Below are 16637 nucleotides of genomic sequence, written 5' to 3'. Positions count from 1 at the left end.
CTTTCCGTGGAGGGGTGGTCGGTCGAAGCACCGACGCGCGGGAGCAGAAGCGCGCCGACACTGGCGCGGTGACCTATCACACACCGATGACACCGCCGCGCAGGCCGGGCTTCTGGTCGCGGCGCACGCCCCTGCAGCAGATCGGGCTGATCGTGGCCGCCCTGGTCCTCCCGTGCCTCGGCGGGCTGACGGTGATCGGGGCGCTGACCGACGCCCCCAAGACCGAGACGGTAACCGGCACCGGGACCAATCTCGCCGACGTGCTGCCGATCGAGACCTCCGCCGCCGCAGCCGACCCGGCCGGCGCGGGCCCAGCCGCCAACCCGGCCGCCGCGGACCCGGGTGCGACAACCGGGATCGAGCCGCCACCGACCGCCAAGCCCGCCGCCCAGGTCACCAAGAAGCTCGTCACCGCGCAAGCGAAGATCCCGTTCAAGACGAGGCGGGTCGACGACAGCAGCCTGGCCAAAGGCAAGACCCGGATCCGCACGCCCGGAGTCAACGGCATCAGGACCGTCACGTACGAGGTAACGCTCACCGACGGCAAGCAGACGGCCCGCCGAATCATCAGGACGACGACCACCAGGCCGCCCGTAACCAAGGTGATCGCCGTCGGCACCAAGGTCGCGTCGACGGGCCAGTGCGACCCCAACTACAGCGGCTGCGTCCCGATCGCCAGCGACGTCGACTGCGCCGGCGGCAGCGGAAACGGCCCGGCCTACGTCAAGGGCCCGATCCGGGTGATCGGCGACGACATCTACGACCTGGACCGAGACGGCGACGGCATCGCCTGCGACAGCTGAAAGACAGCTAGAGCGCTGCCTGGACCCGCTTCAGGTCGTCGTCGAGACGGGAGGCCGGCACGTCCGGGTCGACGCGACCGAAGTCGAAGTCGGCCATCTCCCAGGCCGGGAACACGTGGACGTGGGCGTGCGGCACCTCGAACCCGGCGATCACCAGACCGGCCCGCGGCGCGGAGTACGCCTTCTTGACCGCCGCACCGATCCGGTGGCTCACCGCCATCACGTGGCCCAGCAGGTCGGCCGGCAGCTGGGTCCAGTCGTCGATCTCCTCGCGCGGCACGACCAGCGTGTGTCCCGCCGTGAGCGGCGCGATGGTCAGGAACGCGGCCACCCGGTCGTCGGACCAGACGATCCGGCCGGGCAGGTCGCCGTTGATGATCTGCGTGAAGATTGTCGCCATTCTGGCAGAGTATCGCTGTGGATTTCGACTCCGGTGCCGGACTGCTGCACCGTCTCACGTCCTATAAGCCCGGCCGCGACTGGGACGCCCCGGCCGACGACCCGCGCGTGCGTCACGACCTGACGCCGAACGACCTCGGCACCATCCCGCCGCAGGTCAAGATCTATCCGGACGGGTTGCCGGTGACCCCGCTGCCCCGCGACCTGCCCGATCCGGGTGTGCCGGCCACCGCCGTCCTGTCCGGACGGCCCCAGCCCGCGCAGCCGCTCGACGCCGCTCAGCTCGGGCGCGTGCTCTTCCTCGGCGCCGGCGTCGTCCGCACGATGGTCCGCAACGAACGCACGATGCTGTTCCGGGCCGCCGGTTCGGCCGGGGCGAGATTCCCCCTCGAGGTGTACGCGGTGACCCGCGGGGTGGCCGGCGTCGAGGACGGCGTCCACTGGTACGACCCGGTGGCCCACGCCCTCGTCCGGATCGCCCCAGCCGCCGGCGGCGACACCACCACCCTGGTCGTCACCGGCGTCCCCTGGCGTACGGGCTGGCGCTACGCCGAACGCGGCTTCCGCCACCTCTACTGGGACGCGGGCACCCTGATCGCCCAGCTCGACGCGGCCGCCGCCAGTGCCGGTCTCGGCCCGCGTCTGCGCACCGTCTTCCCCGACGCCCAGATCGCCGAGCTGGTCGGCGCCGACGGCACCCACGAGTTCCCGCTCGCCGTGCTGACCCTGGGCGACGGAGAACCGGCTGTCACCCCCACCGGCCCGGCCGCGACCGGTGCCCTGCCCGAGGTCGAGTTCCCGCTGGCCACGACGGCCCAGCGCGCCGGCGACGGCACCGTATCCGGCGACCCGTGGCCGGTCGGGGCCGAGGTCCCCGGGCCCGCCGCCGATGGCGACACGCTCGACCAGGTCATCCGCAAGCGCGGCTCACAGCGGCGGATGGACCGCACGAAGACCGTGCCGCGCGAGGCCCTGGAATGGCCGATGGCGGCCGCCCTGCGAGGCATCGAGATCCCGCACTGGGTCGCCGTGCACGGCGTCGACGGCGTCGAACCGGGCCTGTACCGCTGGCCCGGCCTGGACGAGCCGATCACCACCGGCGACCTGCGGGCCGAACTCGAACGCGTCGCGGTCGGCCAGTCCCTCGCGGCCGAAGCGACGTACGTGGTCATCGCGGCGGTGCCCGCCGACGGCGTGGACGACCGCTCCTACCGGGACGCCCAGCTCGCGGCCGGCATCGTCGAGGGCCGCCTGCACCTGGCCGCGTACGCCGTCGGGGCCAGCGCCACCGGCATGACGTTCCTCGACTCCGAGGTGCCGGCCCTGCTGCACGAGCCCGAGGGCCTGCTCACCCTGCTGTTCACCTGCGTGGGAGTCGCCGAGTACAAGTCCCGGCCCGGAGGCGCGCCCGGCGAGCCGGTCGAGGTGGGCCGTGTCGTGCCGAGGTTCGTCGACTGACGATCAAGCGGCCGTACGAAGCTCGAACGACTCCTGCCAGACGGCCCAGCGCGTCTGCGGCCCGAGCCGCTTGGCCCGGTACATGGCCAGGTCGGCCCGGTGCACGATGACGTCGTGGGTCAGCTCGCCGGGCGCGCTGACCGCGATCCCGACACTGGCGGCGAGCGGCGTCAGCCGTCCGCCCACGATGACCGGGGCCAGCGTGGAGGCGAGGGCCCCGGCCACGTCGTACGCCTGCTCGGGGAACTCGAGATCCGGCAGCACGACGGCGAACTCGTCCCCGCCGAGCCGGCACGGCAGACCCCACGCCGGCACGCACGAGCGCAGCGCCTTGGCGAACTCGACCAGCACGAGGTCGCCCGACTTGTGGCCGAGTGAGTCGTTGACCTCTTTGAAGCCGTTCAGGTCGATCACCAGCACGGCGCTGTACCGGCCGGTGCGGGCGCCGCGGGCCAGGGCCCGGTTGGAGGTCTCGCGGAACCGGGCCCGGTTGGCCAGCCCGGTCAGCCCGTCGGTCACCGCGCGCTCGTCGCTCTCGCGCTGCACGATGGTCTGCCGGGTCAGCACGATCGCACTGATCACGGTGCCGCCGAGGGCCAGGCCACCCCACGGGAACAGCGTGCCCTCGTCGATCGCGGCCCACAGCATCAGGCCGTGAGCCACCGCCACCGCGGCGAACGGGAGATAGCGCACCAGGTTGTAGGAGCGTCGCGGACGCCGTACGGACGGACGCCACTGCTCCACCGCCGCCGCCACCAGCAGGGCGTCGGCGGTGAGCCAGGCCAGGAACTGCCACGGCGTGTGCAGCGAGGCCAGGTCATGACTGTGCAGGTAGCCGTGCACGGCGTCGCCGGCGAACAGCACCAGGGCCCCGGCCGCGAGCCAGCGCAACGCCCGCTGGGCCGAGGCGCCGCGCAGCAGGGCCCGCGCGACGCTGAACAAGAGGGCCTGGTCGACCAGGGGCAGCACGACTCCGGGCACCACCGTGCCCGCGCTCCAGGTCTGCCGCTCGGCCAGCGGGCCGAAGGAGAGGAACCACATGAGCATGGACCCGCCGACCAGCACCACGGCGGCGTCCAGGCGGGTCTTCCAGCGCTCCCGGCCCGAGGTCTCGGCCAGCGGGAACAGCTGCAGCGCGACCAGCAGGGCGCCGACGAAGGCGACGTGGGTGATGTCACGGACGGTGCCCGAGGCGTCCGTGATCAGGGCCAGCGCGGGTGTCACCATCAGCACCGCGAAGCTCACGGCGACCGCCCGCCACGCCTGACGCGCCCGCGGCAACAGCCCGGTCACCCGGGAGGCCAGGACGGCGGCGGTCAGTCCGGCGACGCCGAACAGCGCGCGACCGACCTCGACCACCTTCGCGTACGCGTCGGTGCCGGTGCCGAGCGCGACTCCCGAGGCGACCAGCACGACGGCATAGAGCAGCGCCAGGCCCAGATGTGCGGCCGACACGCGTCTCGGCGGTGTGTGCATGATCCCCTCACGGCTGGGCCGGTAACGGCCCGCTTGATCGGTCGGGGACGGGTCAACTTGAGAATCCGAGCTGAGCTGAGACGCGGGCCGCACCGGCCAGCAGGTCCTTGGCGACGGCCGGATCGGCGTCGGGGACGAAGCGGGAGGCCGGCCCGGCGACACCGATCACCGCGGCGATCCGGCCGTCGTGGTTGAAGATGGGGGCGGCGATCGAGGCGGCCGCGGGCTGCCGTTCCCCGTACGAGAGGGCGTAACCGCGCTCGCGGATCCCGGCCAGTTCCCGCCGCATCCGGTCCGGGTCGACGATCGTCCGCTCGGTCAGTCGCACGAGGTCGCAGCGTTCGAGGTAGCCGTCCGGTTCGTAGGCCAGGAACGCCTTGGACGACGCGCCCGCGTGCAACGGGAACGGGACGCCGACGGTCACTTCCAGGCGCAGTTCCTGATCGGGCACGACCTGGTCGACGTACAGCCGGGTGTCTCCGCGCCGCACCGACAGCGTGGCCGTCTCCCCGGTGCGGGCCGAAAGATACTTCAATTCCGGAGCAGCGGTTCCCCGTACGTCCGTACGCGTCAGATAGGCCCGCCCGAGCGCGACGGCCGCGTGGCCCAGCGCGTACCGCCGGGTCGACGGGTGCACGACGATCAGCTCGCGGTTGCGCAGGGCGACCAGGATGCGGTGCACGGCCGCCTTCGTCAGTCCGAGCGCGGCCGCGATCTCGGTCACGCCGAGGTCGGGCCGGTCGGTGCGCCCAAAGAGCAGCAGCACGTCCATGGCCCGTTCGACCGCGGCGACCGACCTCGAGCGGCTCTCCTCCATAGCGATGATCGTAAATGTTCCGGCCCGCCTGGCATGCTCCGGGTTGACTCGCGTTCAATAGTCGGTCATGAACGCCTTCCGGGAGCTGCTGTCGGCCGGCCGCGTGACCCACGTGCCGGGCGTGTACGACCCGCTGAGCGCCACGCTCGCCGTGCACGCCGGTCACCGCGCGGTATATCTGGCCCAGGCCGCGGTGGCCTCGGTGATGATGGGCCGGCCCGACGTCGAATTCGTGCCGTCGACGCAGATCGCCGACCGGGCCGCCACCCTGGGCCCGGTCCTCGGCGGCGTGCCGCTGCTGGCCGACGCGGGCGCCGGTTTCGCCACGGCTCAGGACGCGGTGTGGACCGCACTGTCCTACCAGCGGGCCGGGATCGCGGGCGTGGTCGTCACCGGGATGGTCCCCGAACTGGTGACGCAGGTGCCCGGCATCGCGGTCGTCGCCCGGACCACCGCGTACGCCTCGGGCGGCCTCGACGCCGTGGTCAGCGACTGCCGGAAGTATGTCGAGGCGGGCGCCGACGCCGTGCTGCCGGCCGGGGTCCACTCCTCCGGCGAGCTGACCCTGCTGCAGGCCACCCTCCCCGGCGTGCCGCTCGTGCTCACCCGCTCCGAGTCGGCCGGCGCTCCGCCGCTGCTGCCCGACGACGAGCTGGCCGCCCGCGGGGTCCGCCTGGTGTTGCACCCCCTGGCCGCGTTGCTGGCGGCCGCCCGCGCCGCCTCGCTCAGCTACCGGGCCATCGCCGAGGACGGCAGCGCCGACGCGGTCGACCGCATGCCGTGGGCCGCGTTCACCGCCCTGGCCGAGTCACCGGAACCGGCCGGCAACGGCACCGCTCCGGCCGAGATCCAGACGCTAGGCACGTAACTGGTCCCGACGCCGGGCCAGATAGGCGCTCTCGGCGGTGTTGCCGGCCAGCTCGATCGCCCGGTCGTAGGCCGACCGCGACTCCGCGCTGCGCCCCAGCCGCCGCAGCAGGTCGGCCCGGGTCGCGTGGAAGGCGTGATAGCCGTCCAGCGCGTCGGACAGCCGGTCGACGGCGGCGAGGGCCACCTCCGGCCCGTCCAGCTCGGCCACCGCGACGGCCCGGTTGAGCACCACGATCGGCGACTTGTCGATCCGGACGAGCTGGTCGTAGAGGGCCACCACCTGCGACCAGTCGGTGTCCCGGACGTCGCGGGCCGAGGTGTGCACGGCGTTGATCGCGGCCAGGATCTGGTAGCGGCCGGGCGCCTCCCGGGTGGCCAGGCGCTCCCGGATCAGCCGGTGCCCCTCGGCGATCAGCCCGGCGTCCCACGCCCCGCGGTCCTGCTCGCCCAACGTGACCAGTTCGCCGCCCGGCGACACCCGCGCCGCGCGGCGGGCCTCGGTCAGCAGCATCAGCGCCAGCAGTCCGGCCACCTCACCGTCGCGCGGCAACAGGGCCCGGATCAGGCGGGTGAGCCGGAGGGCCTCGGCGGTGAGTTCCCCGCGTACGGGATCGGTCTCCGCCCCGGTCGCCAGATAGCCCTCGTTGAAGACCAGGAACAGCACCGCCAGCACCCCCGAGACGCGCGCCGGCAGATCCTCGGCGGCCGGTACCCGGTACGGAATGCGGTTGGCCTTGATCTTGGCTTTGGCCCGGGTGATCCGCTGGCCCATGGCCGTCTCCTGCACCAGGAAGGCGCGGGCGATCTCGGCCACGGTCAGGCCGCCGACCATGCGCAGGGTCAGCGCGACCCGGCTCTCCGGGGCCAGCGCCGGGTGACAGCAGGTGAAGATCAGCCGGAGCCGCTCGTCCTCGACCACGCCGACTTCATCGGGATCGTCGTATCGGAGCATCTGCGCCTCCTTCTGCTTGTCGTCGCGTTTGCTCTCCCGGCGGATCCGGTCGATCGCCTTGCGGGTGGCCGTGGTGGTCAGCCAGGCACCGGGACCGGGCGGCACGCCGTCGGAGGGCCAGCGCTCGACCGCGGTCGCGAACGCCTCGGCCGCCGCCTCCTCGGCGATGTCGAGATCGCCGAACCGTTTGCACAGGGTGGCGACCACCCGGGCCCACTCCTCGTGGTGGGCGCGGGTGACCGCATCGTCAACGGAACCGGTCACAGGAACGGACGCACCTCGACCTTGCGGTTGCAGGCCCGCGACCCCTCGGCGGCCAGTCGCAGCGCCACGTCGAGGTCGGGCGCCTCCATCACCCAGAAGCCGGCCATCCACTCCTTCGTCTCCACGTACGGGCCGTCGGTGACCAGCCCGCGCCCGTCCCGGTTGTCGAGCACGGTGGCCGTGTCGGGCCCGTTCAGGCCGCCCGCGAAGACCCAATGGCCCTCGGCCTGGATCCGCTCGTTGAACGCGGTGATCGCGACCATCTCCTCCTCGGTCCCGGAGTTGGTCCGGTCGTCGACGACGGTGACCAGATATTGCATGTCAGCTCCTTGTGGTTGCGGTGTTCTCACCCTGGCTACGAACGCGCCGATCCCGATCCGACACAGGTATAGAGGGAAAATCCTTCGCCGCCGAGCAGGAAGTCCCGGGCGTGGCGGAATCCGAGCCGTTCCATCACGGCCCGGGAGCGGCGGTTGCCGGTCTCGGTGAAGGAGACCACCTCGTCCGTGTCCAGCACGTCAGCGGCGTACGTCAGCCCGGCCCGGCCGATCTCGGTGGCGTAGCCGCGGCCCCAGAAGCGCCCGTGCAGCACCCAGCCCAGTTCGAGGCGGGCCTGCCCGTCGACGACGGCCCGGGAGAGCCCGCCCCGGCCGATGCACAGGCCGGTCACCCGGTCGTACGCCATCCACTTGTGCACGCCGTCGGACCGCCAGAGCCGGGCCATCCGGGCCGTCTCCCGTTCCACCTCGGTCCACGTCCACCGGCCGTACCACTCGGCGACGGCCGGATCACGGTAGAGCGCCAGCAGGTCGGCGGCGTGCCGCGGGCCGATCGGTTCCAGCCGGAGGCGGGGAGTCAGACGAACGCCTAGGTTGGCCATATGACCATGGTGCAGGTGACCCCGAACGGGCCGTGGGGCCGGGACGTCCATCCGCGGATGCCGGTGTCGACGGACGAGGTCGTGGCCGAGCTGACCGAGTGTTTCGCGGCCGGGGCGACCGGGGTCCACCTGCACGTCCGCGACGGGTCGGGCGGCGAGACGCTCGACCCGGCGGTCGTGAACGAGACCTGCCGGCGGGTCCGCGAGATCGGCCCCGGGGTCGAGATCGGGCTGACCACCGGCGCGTGGATCGTGCCCGACCTCGCCGACCGGATCGCCATGATCCGCGAGTGGGAGGGCGTCGACGTCGCCACCGTCAACCTCTCCGAGGACGGGTTCGAGCAGGTCATGGCGGCGATGCTCGACGTCGGCATCGGCATCGACGTCGGCCTGTGGGCGCCGCAGGAGATGCCCGCCCTGCTCGCCTCGGGACTGCTGCCGCAGGCGGCCCGGATCAGCATCGAACTCGACCCGGGCGAGCCGTACTTCCTCGACGGGCCGCCCGAGACGGTCGCCCGGACGCTGAACGACCGGCTCGACGAGGCCGGCTCGACCTGCCCGCGCCTGACCCACGGCATGAACGACTGGACCTGGCCGCTGGTCCGCGACGCGTTCCGCCGCGGCCACGACACCCGGGTCGGTTTCGAAGACTCGGTGCTGCTCCCCGACGGCACCACGGCCACCAGCAACGCCGACCTGGTCCGGGCCGCGGTCAGGTTAGCCGCAGCCGCGTAGCAGGGCATCGCTGACCGCGCACAGGTGCGGCGCACCGGCCATCCCCGGCTGCAGGCGGTTGGTCAGATAGACCATGACCAGGCCGCGGGACGGGTCGGCCCAGCCCAGACACGCACCCGATCCGTTGTGCCCGAACGCCTCGCGGCTGCTGAGCTGCCCGAACGGAAGCGACCGGGACGGGTTGCCGTCGTCCGAGCCGCCGAGCTGAAACCCCTGCGCCCACCGGACCGTACGCCGCAGGAGCCGATCGACCTCACCGTCAGCGGACGGGCGGCACGCCTCCGCGATCGTGGCCGGCGCCAGCACGCCCTGTCCCCCGTCGAGCAGGGCCTGATACAGGCGGGCCAGGTCACGGGCGGTGCTCGCCACGGTCGCGGCCGGGATCTCGGCGGCGCGGAACCACCGGCGGTTGAGAAACGTCTGGCGCACCGGAGAACCGCGCAGCGGGATCCGCACCGGCCCGCCGAGACTCGTGTCGCGCAGGCCGAGCGGTTCGAGCAGGTCACGGCGCAGCACCTCGGCGACCGGCTCCCCGGTGACCCGCCGCACCAGCTCACCGAGCAGGAACCCGTAGCTGAGCACGTGATAGGCCGGGACCGCGCCGGGCGGCGTGCGCGGACGGGCGGCGGCGAGCGCGCGCACCGAACGGTCCCAATCCGGGGCGGCCAGCGCGTCGTGGGCGAGGCTGCGTCCGTACGGGAGACCGGATCGGTGTTGCAGCACGTGCCGGATCGTGATGCCCTGCTTGCCGCGCGCGCCGAACTCGGGCCAGTGCCGCGCGAGCGGATCGTCGAGGCCGAGCGCGCCCCGTTCGGCCAGCTGGTGCACGAGCAGCGCGACGAACGGCTTCCCCGCCGAGAGCAGCAGAAACGGGTCTCGCGGCTCGGCTCCGAACGACCGGTCGACCACGAACTGCCCGTCCCGCAGCACGCACAGCTGAGCCGCCGTCCCCCGGGCCGAGACAAGATCAAGCGTTTCCCGTACGGCGGCAGGCGTGACCATGGAACGCAGGTGTACCACATCGGCGCGACCGAGCGTTTACGGTGATCGATGTGATCGCTCGCGTGTTACCCCCGCCCGGCCTGGCCCGGCAGCTCGTCGCCCAGTCGGCGCTGGTCGCGGTCGGCTGGGGCGTCTACCTGACCGGCAGCGTCGTGTTCTTCACCGTCTACACCGGGCTGTCGGCGGTGCAGGTCGGCATCGGCTTCTCGATCTCGGGACTGCTCACCCTGCTGCTGTCGCTGCCGCTCGGGCACGTGGCCGACCGGATCGGCGGGCAGCGGGCCTGGGTGCTCGGCTCGGCTGTCGGGGTGCTCGCGTTCCTGCTCTACCCGCTGGTCGGGGCGTTCTGGTCGTTCGTCGCGGTGCTCGCGCTGCAGGCGTTGTCGCAGGGCCTGACCGACGCCGGCCGGCAGGTCTACACCGCCGCCGCGGTGCCCCAGGAGACCCGGGTCCGCACGATGGCGTTCGTCCGGGCGTACCTCAACGTGGGCTTCACGGTCGGCGCCGGCCTGGGCGCGGCCGCGATCGCCCTCGACTCGCGGCCCGGGCTGCTGGCGCTGGTGCTGATCAACGCGGCCGGCATCTTCCTGAGCGGCCTCTTCGTGTCCCGGATGCCGGCCGCGCCGGCTGCCCCCGGTGCCGGCCGCTCACTTCCGTGGGGCGTCCTCCGCGACCATCCGTACACGGCCCTGACCGGCATCTTCGCCGTCATGTTCTTCAGCGAGGTGCTGTTCAGCACGGTCGTGCCGCTGTGGGCGATCACCCGCACCGACGCGCCCAAGCCGGTGCTGGGCGCGCTGTTCGCCATGAACACCATCCTGGCCGTTCTGCTGCAGGTGCCGGCCACCCGAGGGGCGATCAGCATGGCCGGCTCGGCCCGGCTCAGCCGCTGGGCGGCGCTGACCACCGCCGCCGCCTGCCTGGTGTTCGCGGGCAGCGGGCGCACCGGCGGCTGGGTGACCATCGCGGTGCTGGCCCTGGGCGTACTGCTGCTGACCGCGGCCGAACTGTGGTCGTCGGCGGCCGAGTTCTACTTCACCACCGAGGTGCCGCCACCCGACCGCCGCGGCATCTACCTGGGCGCGGCCAACACGACCATCGGCATCTCCAAGTTCATCGGCCCGGCCGCCCTGACCTTCCTGGCCGTCGGCACCGGCGGCTGGGGCTGGTGGGTGATCGCCGCCGTCTTCGCCGCGACGGCCCTGCTGGTCCACCCGGTCGTCACCTGGGTCGGCCGCACCCCGCGCCGCCTGGCCTGAAGCAGGATGGCCTGAGGCAGGATGGCCGGTATGACCGAACGAGTCGTCACCGCCGCACGCGAGATCGCCGCCCCGGCCGCCACCATCTTCGAGCTCATCGCCGATCCGGCCCGGCAGCCGGCCTGGGACGGCAACGACAACCTGGCCGAGGCGGCGACGGGCCAGCGGGTACGCGCCGTCGGCGAGGTGTTCGCGATGACGATCACCAAGGGAGCCGTACGGGAAAATCATGTCACCGAGTTCGAGGAGGGCCGCCTGATCGCGTGGCGGCCGAGCGAGGCCGGCGGCACCCCGCCCGGTCACCTGTGGCGGTGGGAGATCGAGGAGCTCGAGCCCGGCCGCTCACGGGTGACTCACACGTACGACTGGACGCACCTGACCGACGAGAAGCGCATCCCCAAGGCCCGGGCCACCACTGCCGACAAGCTCCGCGCGTCGATCGACCGCCTGGCCACCCTGGCCGAGTCCCGCTGACCTGTTCGCCCGACGGCACACGTCCGGTCTGGCCGGGGCTGGCCGGGCACGTCCACAATGAACGCCATCGCGGGCCGGCACGGGGGAAGGAAGCGCGATGGAACTGTCGGGAACGCACGGAAGACTCGTGGCCGAGCTGCGGGCGTTGCGCGCCGAGACCGGGCTCACGCTGCGCGAGCTCAGCCTGAAGACGCACGTCAGCGACTCCTCGCTGTCCCGTTACTTCACCGGTCAGGCCCTGCCGCCGTGGGCGGTGGTCGCGACCCTGGCCGATCTCGGCGGTGGCGATCACACCCGGCTTCAGGAGCTCTGGGCGCTCGCGCAACGGGAGCGCAAGCAGTCCCGCTGGCCGAAGGACGAGGTCCCACCGCGGCGGCTGGGACCGGTCGCCGGGGTGTTCGCGCTGATGGCGGCCTCGGGCGCGCTCGGCTGGGCCCTGGGCCGACGTCTCCCGGGACGTTCCCGGCGAGCGTTGCCGCTGGTCACGCGGCTGCCGGCGGCCTCAGGCTGAGGACACGCCCCACCGAGGAGGGCGGATCCGAGGGAACGGGGACTCGTCATGAACCGCATCGCACGTCGTGGACTGATCACGCTGGGCACCGGCACCGCGCTCGTCGGCGTCACCCTGCTGGGCGCCGGGGTCGGAGGAGCCGCCCTGGCCGGCAAGGGCGTGACGGCCGCCGACACCGTCGTCGCGGGCACCAACTGGGACAACGCGGCGCCGACCTGGGCCGGCCCGACCGTCGTGCTCGCGGGGCACGGCAAGCCGAGCGCCGGAACGGACTGGGCCGGGCCGACCTGGGCCGGGCCGACCGTCGTCGAGGTGTGAGAGCAGATCACGTTTCCATTGCCGCCCGTAGATGTCTCACCCATCGAGATGTCAAGTGCCCTACGGTGATCCGATGGCGACGGACGAGTGGACGCGGTGGTTGCTGACGCGCCGCGACGGGGGCAACGCCGAGCTGCGGGCGCAACACGCCACCTCGCTGGAGGTCTTCCGCGACGAGGTGCTCGACCGGGCCGATCTGCAGCCCGCCGACACCGTGCTCGACGTGGGCGCCGGAACCGGTCTGATCGCGTTCGGCGCCCTCGAGCGGCTCGGCCCCGACGGGCACGTCATCTTCAGTGACGTGTCCGACGCCGGCCTCGACGAGTGCCGCCGCCGCGCCGGCGACGACCACCGTTGCAGCTTCGTGCACGCGCCGGCCGAGGATCTGTCGAAGATCCCGGACGCCTCGGTCGACGTGGTCACCACCCGTTCCGTGCTGATCTACTGCGATCACAAGGCGACCGCGTTCCGTGAGTTCTTCCGGGTGCTCAAGCCGGGCGGCCGGCTGTCCATCTTCGAGCCGATCAACCGCTTCCTGCTCGCCCACCGGCCGGACAGCCTGTTCGGGCTGCGTGACGCCGAGGTCGGCGATCTGCTGGCCAAGGTCGTCGCGGTATATCGGGCGGGGGCGATCCGGGGCGAGAACCCGATGACCGACTTCGACGAGCGGGACCTGCTGCGGTGGGCCGCCGAGGCCGGGTTCGACGGCATCGAGGTCGACTACCGGGCTCAATTGGATGTGCCGGCCGAGCCGATCGGCGACTGGGAAGCGCGTAAGGCCGTGTCGCCGAATCCGCTCGCACCGACGTACGGGGAAGCCATTGACTCGGTCCTGACCGATGAGGAACGCGAGCGGCTCGACGCGCGGATGACGCAACTTGCCCAGTCAGGTACCCCTACGCGGCGTACCCTCGCGACGGCCTATCTGCGGGCCCTGCACCCCTGATGACCTGCCCACTGTGACTCTCCGCCGCCACGGAGACACGGAGCGTGCGTGCTTAATGCCCGAAGTCTTAGCCTGCGAGTACTACGCACGTGCGCACTTGAAGGTCTCGGGAATCCCAGCAGAATCACTTGCATGACGTACGGCAAGAAGGATCTGCCCTACCCGTACTGCGCGGACTTCTCGGGCATCGTGACCCGGGTCAAGGGGGTGCGCGAGACGACGCGGGCCGCCCTGGTGAACTCGTTGAAGGTGGCGTCCTACCTCAAGGCCGGCGCCAACCTGATCGAGCGCAACCTCGGTGCCCAGCGGCCCGCCACCGCGACCGGCGACGGCCGCAAGCAGTACTGGTCCGGTCTGAGCTTCCTGACCGAGCGCGCGCTCTCGGCCGAGGTGGAGGAGCTCGATCTGCCCTTCCTGCGGCAGAAGGGCGCCGGCCCCTACCGCTCGACCTGGGCCAGCCACGACGACTACCTCAACGACCTGCTCGCGTTCATGCTGCACGCGATCAACTACGACCCGCAGTACGGGGCCGATGTGGAGACGCGGGGTGACTGGCTGGTCACCGACGACAGTCTGGTCGACGCCGTGGACCGGTCGAGTTACCACGAGCTCATGACGCTTTGCCGGATGCCGCTGTTCAAATTGCAGCTCATCATGGTGGCGACGGCTCATCGCAACGACGGCATCCGCAGCTCCATCGCCAACAACTACGCCGGTGCACTCGAACCGTGGATGAAGATCTACGAGGAGACGCTCGCCGCGCGCGGCTACCAGCTGCGCCCGGGCATCACCATGCGTGAGTTCACCAACCTGCTGGCCGCGGTCACCGAGGGCCTGGCGGTGCGGCACCTCGGCGACCCGAGCGCGGACATCGCCGACCACGGCCCGACCGAGAATCTCGTGGGCAAGGGGGTCCTCGGGATCATGGCGGCCTACCTGGAGCCCATCGGCAACCCATCCGGTCTGACATTGCGCGAGATGTTCGAACGACCGGCGAAAACTGAAAACGGGGGACCCTCATGACAAGTACGACGGAGCGCCCAGCTTCCTCCCGGGAACCCTCCTGGTGGGACAAGCAGGGCGATCTGATCATGCGCCGGCCGTTCAACGAGTGGACGTTCACGCACATGAACTGGCTGATGCCGACCGAGCGGGTCGCGCGCGGTGACACCGCCCTTCCGCTTCCGGTCGCCGCCCGGCCGCTGCCCCTGACCTACCGCTTCGAAGACCGCGTCCACACCCTGGCCGAGCTGCACCGCCACACGTTCACCACGGCGTTCGTCGTGCTGCACCGGGGCACGATCGTGCACGAGATCTACCCGGGGGCGTTCGCCGGAGCGCGCTCGCGCATGCAGTTGTTCTCGCTCTCCAAGTCGGTGACCTCGCTCCTGGTCGGCATAGCGCTCGACGAGGGCGCCATCGGCAGCGAGAAGGACCGCATCACCGACTACCGGCCCGACTTCCTCGGTACGGCGTACGAGGAGAACACGCTGGCCGAGCTGCTCGACATGACCACCGGAGTCGGCGACCTCGAGACCTGGGACGTGCCCAACAGCGGCATCAAGCAGTTCGAGCAGACGATCATGGGTGGCGGAGACATCGCCGACGTGGTCCGTGCGGCAACGCGGACCGCGCCGGCGGGTGAGCGCTTCAACTACTCCACGTTCGACACGCAGCTGCTCGGTTGGGTGCTCGAGGCGGCGACCGGGCAGTCCCTGGCCACGTACGCCTCGGAGCGGCTCTGGCAGAAGCTCGGCGCCGACCGCGACGCGTACTACTGGCTCACCCGCGGACGACCCCGCACGGCGATCGGTGGCGGCTCCCTGAACGCGACCGCCCGCGACGTGGCCCGGATCGGCCTGCTGATGGCCGGCGACGGCATGGTCGACGGTGTGCAGATCGTGCCCCAGGACTGGGTACGCCGCAGCCGGGGCAACGACAAGCCGCAGCTCGCGGTGGGGTCGCTCGGCCCCAGCGGCTACGACCATTACGGGTACGCGAACCAGTGGTGGACCCTCGGCGGCGACACGTTCACCGGTCTGGGCGTCCACGGGCAGTACCTCTTCGTCGACCCCGAGGCCGAGGTCGTCATCGTGAAGTGCAGCGCCTGGCCCACCCAGGACGACCCGCACCGCGACGCCGAGACCGTCGCCGCCCTGCGCCGCGTCGCCGACCACTTCGCCGGCCGCTAGACCCCACGCACCACGCTCCACCTGTCACCGGACCTGGCCTGCCCATGGCCAGGTCCGGCGCTCCTTTCTGCGCTCTTTTTCCCTTCCGAAAGGCACCGTCGATGAACCCTGCCCTGAAAAGGCACGCCGCGCTGATTCTGGCGGCTCTCCTGGCTGTATCCGCCGTTCTTCTTCCGGGCCGGCCGGCCCTGGCGGGCCCGTTGTCGGGCACCGTGCTGTCGAGCGCGACGGCGACCCTGCCCAGCGAGCTCGCGCCCCTGGCCACCGGGAAGCGCATCTCCTACCTGTCGACGACGGTCAAGGAGCTGCCGATCACCGCGACCGGGCTGATCCTGACCCCGAAGACCGGGAAGAACAACAAGATCGTGGTGTGGGGGCACGGCACCACCGGTCTCGCCGACCAGTGCGCCCCCTCGACCAGCCAGGCCGTGTTCTGGCCCGAGGCCCGCGCCGCCATCGCCGAACTGCTGCGCCGCGGCTGGACGGTCGCCGCCCCCGACTATCCCGGCCTGGGCACCGCGCTCCCCCACCCCTATCTGATCGGCGGGAGCGAGGCCCGCTCGATGATCGACAGCGCCAAGGCCGCGCGCAATCTGGACGCCACGCTGGGCACGCAGTACGTGATCGACGGCCACTCGCAGGGCGGCCAGGGCGCGCTGTTCGCCAACGAGATCGCTTCCGCGTACGACGGACCGCTCGTCCTGCGCGGCACCGCGGCCATCGCCCCGGTCTCCAACGCCGACCTGTTCGCGCCGCTCATCCCCGGCACCCCGGCCCAGGGATACCTGGTCATGGCCCTGTACGGGCTGCAGGCGGTCGACCCGACGGTGGTGCCCGCGACCATCCTGGCGGCGCCCGCCCGGCAGAAGACCGGCGTCCTGCAGAGCGGCTGCCTCAACGAGATCCTCGCCGCGTACGCCGGCCTGACCGCCTCGCAACTGCTGGTCGGCGGCGCCCTGCCCGCGTCCGTGGTGACCAAGCTGTCCCACTACGTCAACCCCGGTCAGGCGGCCCCGAGCGCTCCCATCCTGCTGGTGCAGGGCACCGACGACGAGGCGGTCCCGTACGTCATCACGGCCGGCCCGCTGGTCACCGAGCTGAGCGCATACAGCCAGCCCGTCCAGTTCATCCAGATCGACGGCGCCACCCATGACGGCGCGGTCTTCCAGAGCACGACCACGGTCGCCAACTGGATCGCCGGCCGCTTCGCCTAGTCCGGCCAGCTTGCCGGGTGATGAACTGTCCACGTCGGAGCGGCTTCCCGCATGGCGTGGCCTGGGG

Annotated in this window: 19 protein-coding genes; 12 read left to right on the top strand and 7 right to left on the bottom strand. The window is 71.8% G+C overall.

Annotation, left to right across the window (positions count from 1 at the left end; all coding sequences use genetic code 11):
• Positions 1-68 precede the first annotated feature (68 nt).
• Positions 69-803 (top strand): G5 domain-containing protein, encoded by a 735-nt coding sequence (locus KOI35_RS36520; RefSeq protein WP_308121310.1) that lies wholly within the window; start codon positions 69-71, stop codon positions 801-803.
• Between the two features lie 7 nt (positions 804-810).
• Here KOI35_RS36520 and KOI35_RS36515 read toward each other — a convergent pair whose 3' ends face one another.
• Positions 811-1203: an HIT family protein gene (locus KOI35_RS36515; RefSeq protein WP_215793268.1), complete on the bottom strand. Its 393-nt coding sequence runs from the start codon at positions 1201-1203 to the stop codon at positions 811-813.
• Positions 1204-1220: 17 nt separating this feature from the next.
• Between KOI35_RS36515 and KOI35_RS36510 the strand changes: the two genes are divergently transcribed.
• Complete coding sequence (locus KOI35_RS36510) at positions 1221-2660, top strand: nitroreductase family protein (RefSeq protein ID WP_308121309.1); 1440 nt, start codon at positions 1221-1223, stop codon at positions 2658-2660.
• A gap of 3 nt (positions 2661-2663) precedes the next feature.
• On the opposite strand, the gene KOI35_RS36505 is transcribed toward KOI35_RS36510, so the two are convergent.
• Both KOI35_RS36505 and KOI35_RS36500 read right to left on the bottom strand, forming a co-directional pair.
• Positions 2664-4115 carry a diguanylate cyclase domain-containing protein gene (locus KOI35_RS36505; RefSeq protein ID WP_308121308.1) on the bottom strand — a complete coding sequence of 484 codons (1452 nt, stop codon included), beginning with the start codon at positions 4113-4115 and terminating at the stop codon, positions 2664-2666.
• 73 nt (positions 4116-4188) lie between these two features.
• Positions 4189-4953 carry an IclR family transcriptional regulator gene (locus tag KOI35_RS36500; RefSeq protein ID WP_215793266.1) on the bottom strand — a complete coding sequence of 255 codons (765 nt, stop codon included), beginning with the start codon at positions 4951-4953 and terminating at the stop codon, positions 4189-4191.
• A 67-nt stretch (positions 4954-5020) separates the two neighbouring features.
• Here KOI35_RS36500 and KOI35_RS36495 point away from each other — a divergent pair, with 67 nt between their 5' ends.
• Positions 5021-5821, top strand: coding sequence for an isocitrate lyase/phosphoenolpyruvate mutase family protein (locus tag KOI35_RS36495; protein WP_215793265.1), 801 nt, complete (start codon positions 5021-5023; stop codon positions 5819-5821).
• On the opposite strand, the gene KOI35_RS36490 is transcribed toward KOI35_RS36495, so the two are convergent.
• From KOI35_RS36490 to KOI35_RS36480, 3 genes are read right to left on the bottom strand one after another with little or no spacing between them, the layout of a single operon-like run.
• Positions 5810-7039, bottom strand: coding sequence for an RNA polymerase sigma factor (locus KOI35_RS36490; RefSeq protein WP_215793264.1), 1230 nt, complete (start codon positions 7037-7039; stop codon positions 5810-5812). The two genes, KOI35_RS36495 and KOI35_RS36490, sit on opposite strands and share 12 nt — an antisense overlap.
• Complete coding sequence (locus tag KOI35_RS36485; protein WP_215793263.1) at positions 7036-7359, bottom strand: YciI family protein; 324 nt, start codon at positions 7357-7359, stop codon at positions 7036-7038. Before KOI35_RS36485 ends, KOI35_RS36490 begins: the two co-directional genes overlap by 4 nt.
• A gap of 35 nt (positions 7360-7394) precedes the next feature.
• Positions 7395-7919, bottom strand: coding sequence for a GNAT family N-acetyltransferase (locus tag KOI35_RS36480; RefSeq protein ID WP_215793262.1), 525 nt, complete (start codon positions 7917-7919; stop codon positions 7395-7397).
• On the opposite strand from KOI35_RS36480, the gene KOI35_RS36475 reads away from it, so the two are divergent.
• Positions 7920-8654 (top strand): 3-keto-5-aminohexanoate cleavage protein, encoded by a 735-nt coding sequence (locus KOI35_RS36475; RefSeq protein ID WP_246614340.1) that lies wholly within the window; start codon positions 7920-7922, stop codon positions 8652-8654. It abuts the gene before it with no gap.
• Here KOI35_RS36475 and KOI35_RS36470 read toward each other — a convergent pair.
• Positions 8637-9656 (bottom strand): serine hydrolase domain-containing protein, encoded by a 1020-nt coding sequence (locus KOI35_RS36470; RefSeq protein WP_215793261.1) that lies wholly within the window; start codon positions 9654-9656, stop codon positions 8637-8639. The two genes, KOI35_RS36475 and KOI35_RS36470, sit on opposite strands and share 18 nt — an antisense overlap.
• A gap of 50 nt (positions 9657-9706) precedes the next feature.
• On the opposite strand from KOI35_RS36470, the gene KOI35_RS36465 reads away from it, so the two are divergent.
• The 8 genes from KOI35_RS36465 to KOI35_RS36430 all read left to right on the top strand — a co-directional run bounded on the left by KOI35_RS36465 (position 9707) and on the right by KOI35_RS36430 (position 16570).
• Positions 9707-10915 carry an MFS transporter gene (locus KOI35_RS36465; protein WP_215793260.1) on the top strand — a complete coding sequence of 403 codons (1209 nt, stop codon included), beginning with the start codon at positions 9707-9709 and terminating at the stop codon, positions 10913-10915.
• Between the two features lie 30 nt (positions 10916-10945).
• On the top strand, positions 10946-11389 hold the full coding sequence (locus KOI35_RS36460) for an SRPBCC family protein (protein WP_215793259.1): 444 nt from the start codon (positions 10946-10948) through the stop codon (positions 11387-11389).
• 97 nt (positions 11390-11486) lie between these two features.
• The gene (locus KOI35_RS36455; RefSeq protein ID WP_215793258.1) at positions 11487-11900 is read left to right on the top strand and encodes a helix-turn-helix domain-containing protein; all 414 of its coding nucleotides are present in this window, start codon (positions 11487-11489) and stop codon (positions 11898-11900) included.
• Between the two features lie 48 nt (positions 11901-11948).
• On the top strand, positions 11949-12218 hold the full coding sequence (locus KOI35_RS36450) for a hypothetical protein (protein WP_215793257.1): 270 nt from the start codon (positions 11949-11951) through the stop codon (positions 12216-12218).
• A gap of 73 nt (positions 12219-12291) precedes the next feature.
• Positions 12292-13164, top strand: coding sequence for a class I SAM-dependent methyltransferase (locus tag KOI35_RS36445; RefSeq protein ID WP_215793256.1), 873 nt, complete (start codon positions 12292-12294; stop codon positions 13162-13164).
• Positions 13165-13296: 132 nt separating this feature from the next.
• A complete protein-coding gene (locus tag KOI35_RS36440; RefSeq protein ID WP_215793255.1) occupies positions 13297-14187 on the top strand; it encodes a hypothetical protein in 891 nt (296 codons plus the stop codon).
• Entirely contained in the window at positions 14184-15356 is a 1173-nt protein-coding gene (locus KOI35_RS36435; RefSeq protein WP_215793254.1) for a serine hydrolase domain-containing protein, read from the top strand. The genes KOI35_RS36440 and KOI35_RS36435 overlap by 4 nt, the downstream gene beginning before the upstream one ends.
• 101 nt (positions 15357-15457) lie before the next feature.
• Positions 15458-16570, top strand: a complete 1113-nt coding sequence (locus KOI35_RS36430) for an alpha/beta fold hydrolase (RefSeq protein WP_215793253.1) — start codon at positions 15458-15460, stop codon at positions 16568-16570.
• Positions 16571-16637: the final 67 nt, after the last annotated feature.

Origin of the sequence: Paractinoplanes bogorensis, from assembly GCF_018829635.1 — a bacterium.
GTDB lineage: Bacteria > Actinomycetota > Actinomycetes > Mycobacteriales > Micromonosporaceae > Actinoplanes > Actinoplanes bogorensis.
The sequence above is the reverse complement of the archived record's forward strand: the minus strand, read 5'-3'. Positions and strand labels throughout refer to the sequence as shown.

Excerpts from the sequence above, each read along its gene's own strand:
- KOI35_RS36515 (WP_215793268.1), bottom strand. The coding sequence starts at position 1,203 with ATGGCGACAATCTTCACGCAGATCATCAACGGCGACCTGCCCGGCCGG.
- KOI35_RS36500 (WP_215793266.1), bottom strand. The coding sequence starts at position 4,953 with ATGGAGGAGAGCCGCTCGAGGTCGGTCGCCGCGGTCGAACGGGCCATG.
- KOI35_RS36495 (WP_215793265.1), top strand. The coding sequence starts at position 5,021 with ATGAACGCCTTCCGGGAGCTGCTGTCGGCCGGCCGCGTGACCCACGTG.
- KOI35_RS36485 (WP_215793263.1), bottom strand. The coding sequence starts at position 7,359 with ATGCAATATCTGGTCACCGTCGTCGACGACCGGACCAACTCCGGGACC.
- KOI35_RS36480 (WP_215793262.1), bottom strand. The coding sequence starts at position 7,919 with ATGGCCAACCTAGGCGTTCGTCTGACTCCCCGCCTCCGGCTGGAACCG.
- KOI35_RS36475 (WP_246614340.1), top strand. The coding sequence starts at position 7,920 with ATGACCATGGTGCAGGTGACCCCGAACGGGCCGTGGGGCCGGGACGTC.
- KOI35_RS36470 (WP_215793261.1), bottom strand. The coding sequence starts at position 9,656 with ATGGTCACGCCTGCCGCCGTACGGGAAACGCTTGATCTTGTCTCGGCC.
- KOI35_RS36460 (WP_215793259.1), top strand. The coding sequence starts at position 10,946 with ATGACCGAACGAGTCGTCACCGCCGCACGCGAGATCGCCGCCCCGGCC.
- KOI35_RS36455 (WP_215793258.1), top strand. The coding sequence starts at position 11,487 with ATGGAACTGTCGGGAACGCACGGAAGACTCGTGGCCGAGCTGCGGGCG.
- KOI35_RS36450 (WP_215793257.1), top strand. The coding sequence starts at position 11,949 with ATGAACCGCATCGCACGTCGTGGACTGATCACGCTGGGCACCGGCACC.
- KOI35_RS36445 (WP_215793256.1), top strand. The coding sequence starts at position 12,292 with ATGGCGACGGACGAGTGGACGCGGTGGTTGCTGACGCGCCGCGACGGG.
- KOI35_RS36440 (WP_215793255.1), top strand. The coding sequence starts at position 13,297 with ATGACGTACGGCAAGAAGGATCTGCCCTACCCGTACTGCGCGGACTTC.
- KOI35_RS36435 (WP_215793254.1), top strand. The coding sequence starts at position 14,184 with ATGACAAGTACGACGGAGCGCCCAGCTTCCTCCCGGGAACCCTCCTGG.
- KOI35_RS36430 (WP_215793253.1), top strand. The coding sequence starts at position 15,458 with ATGAACCCTGCCCTGAAAAGGCACGCCGCGCTGATTCTGGCGGCTCTC.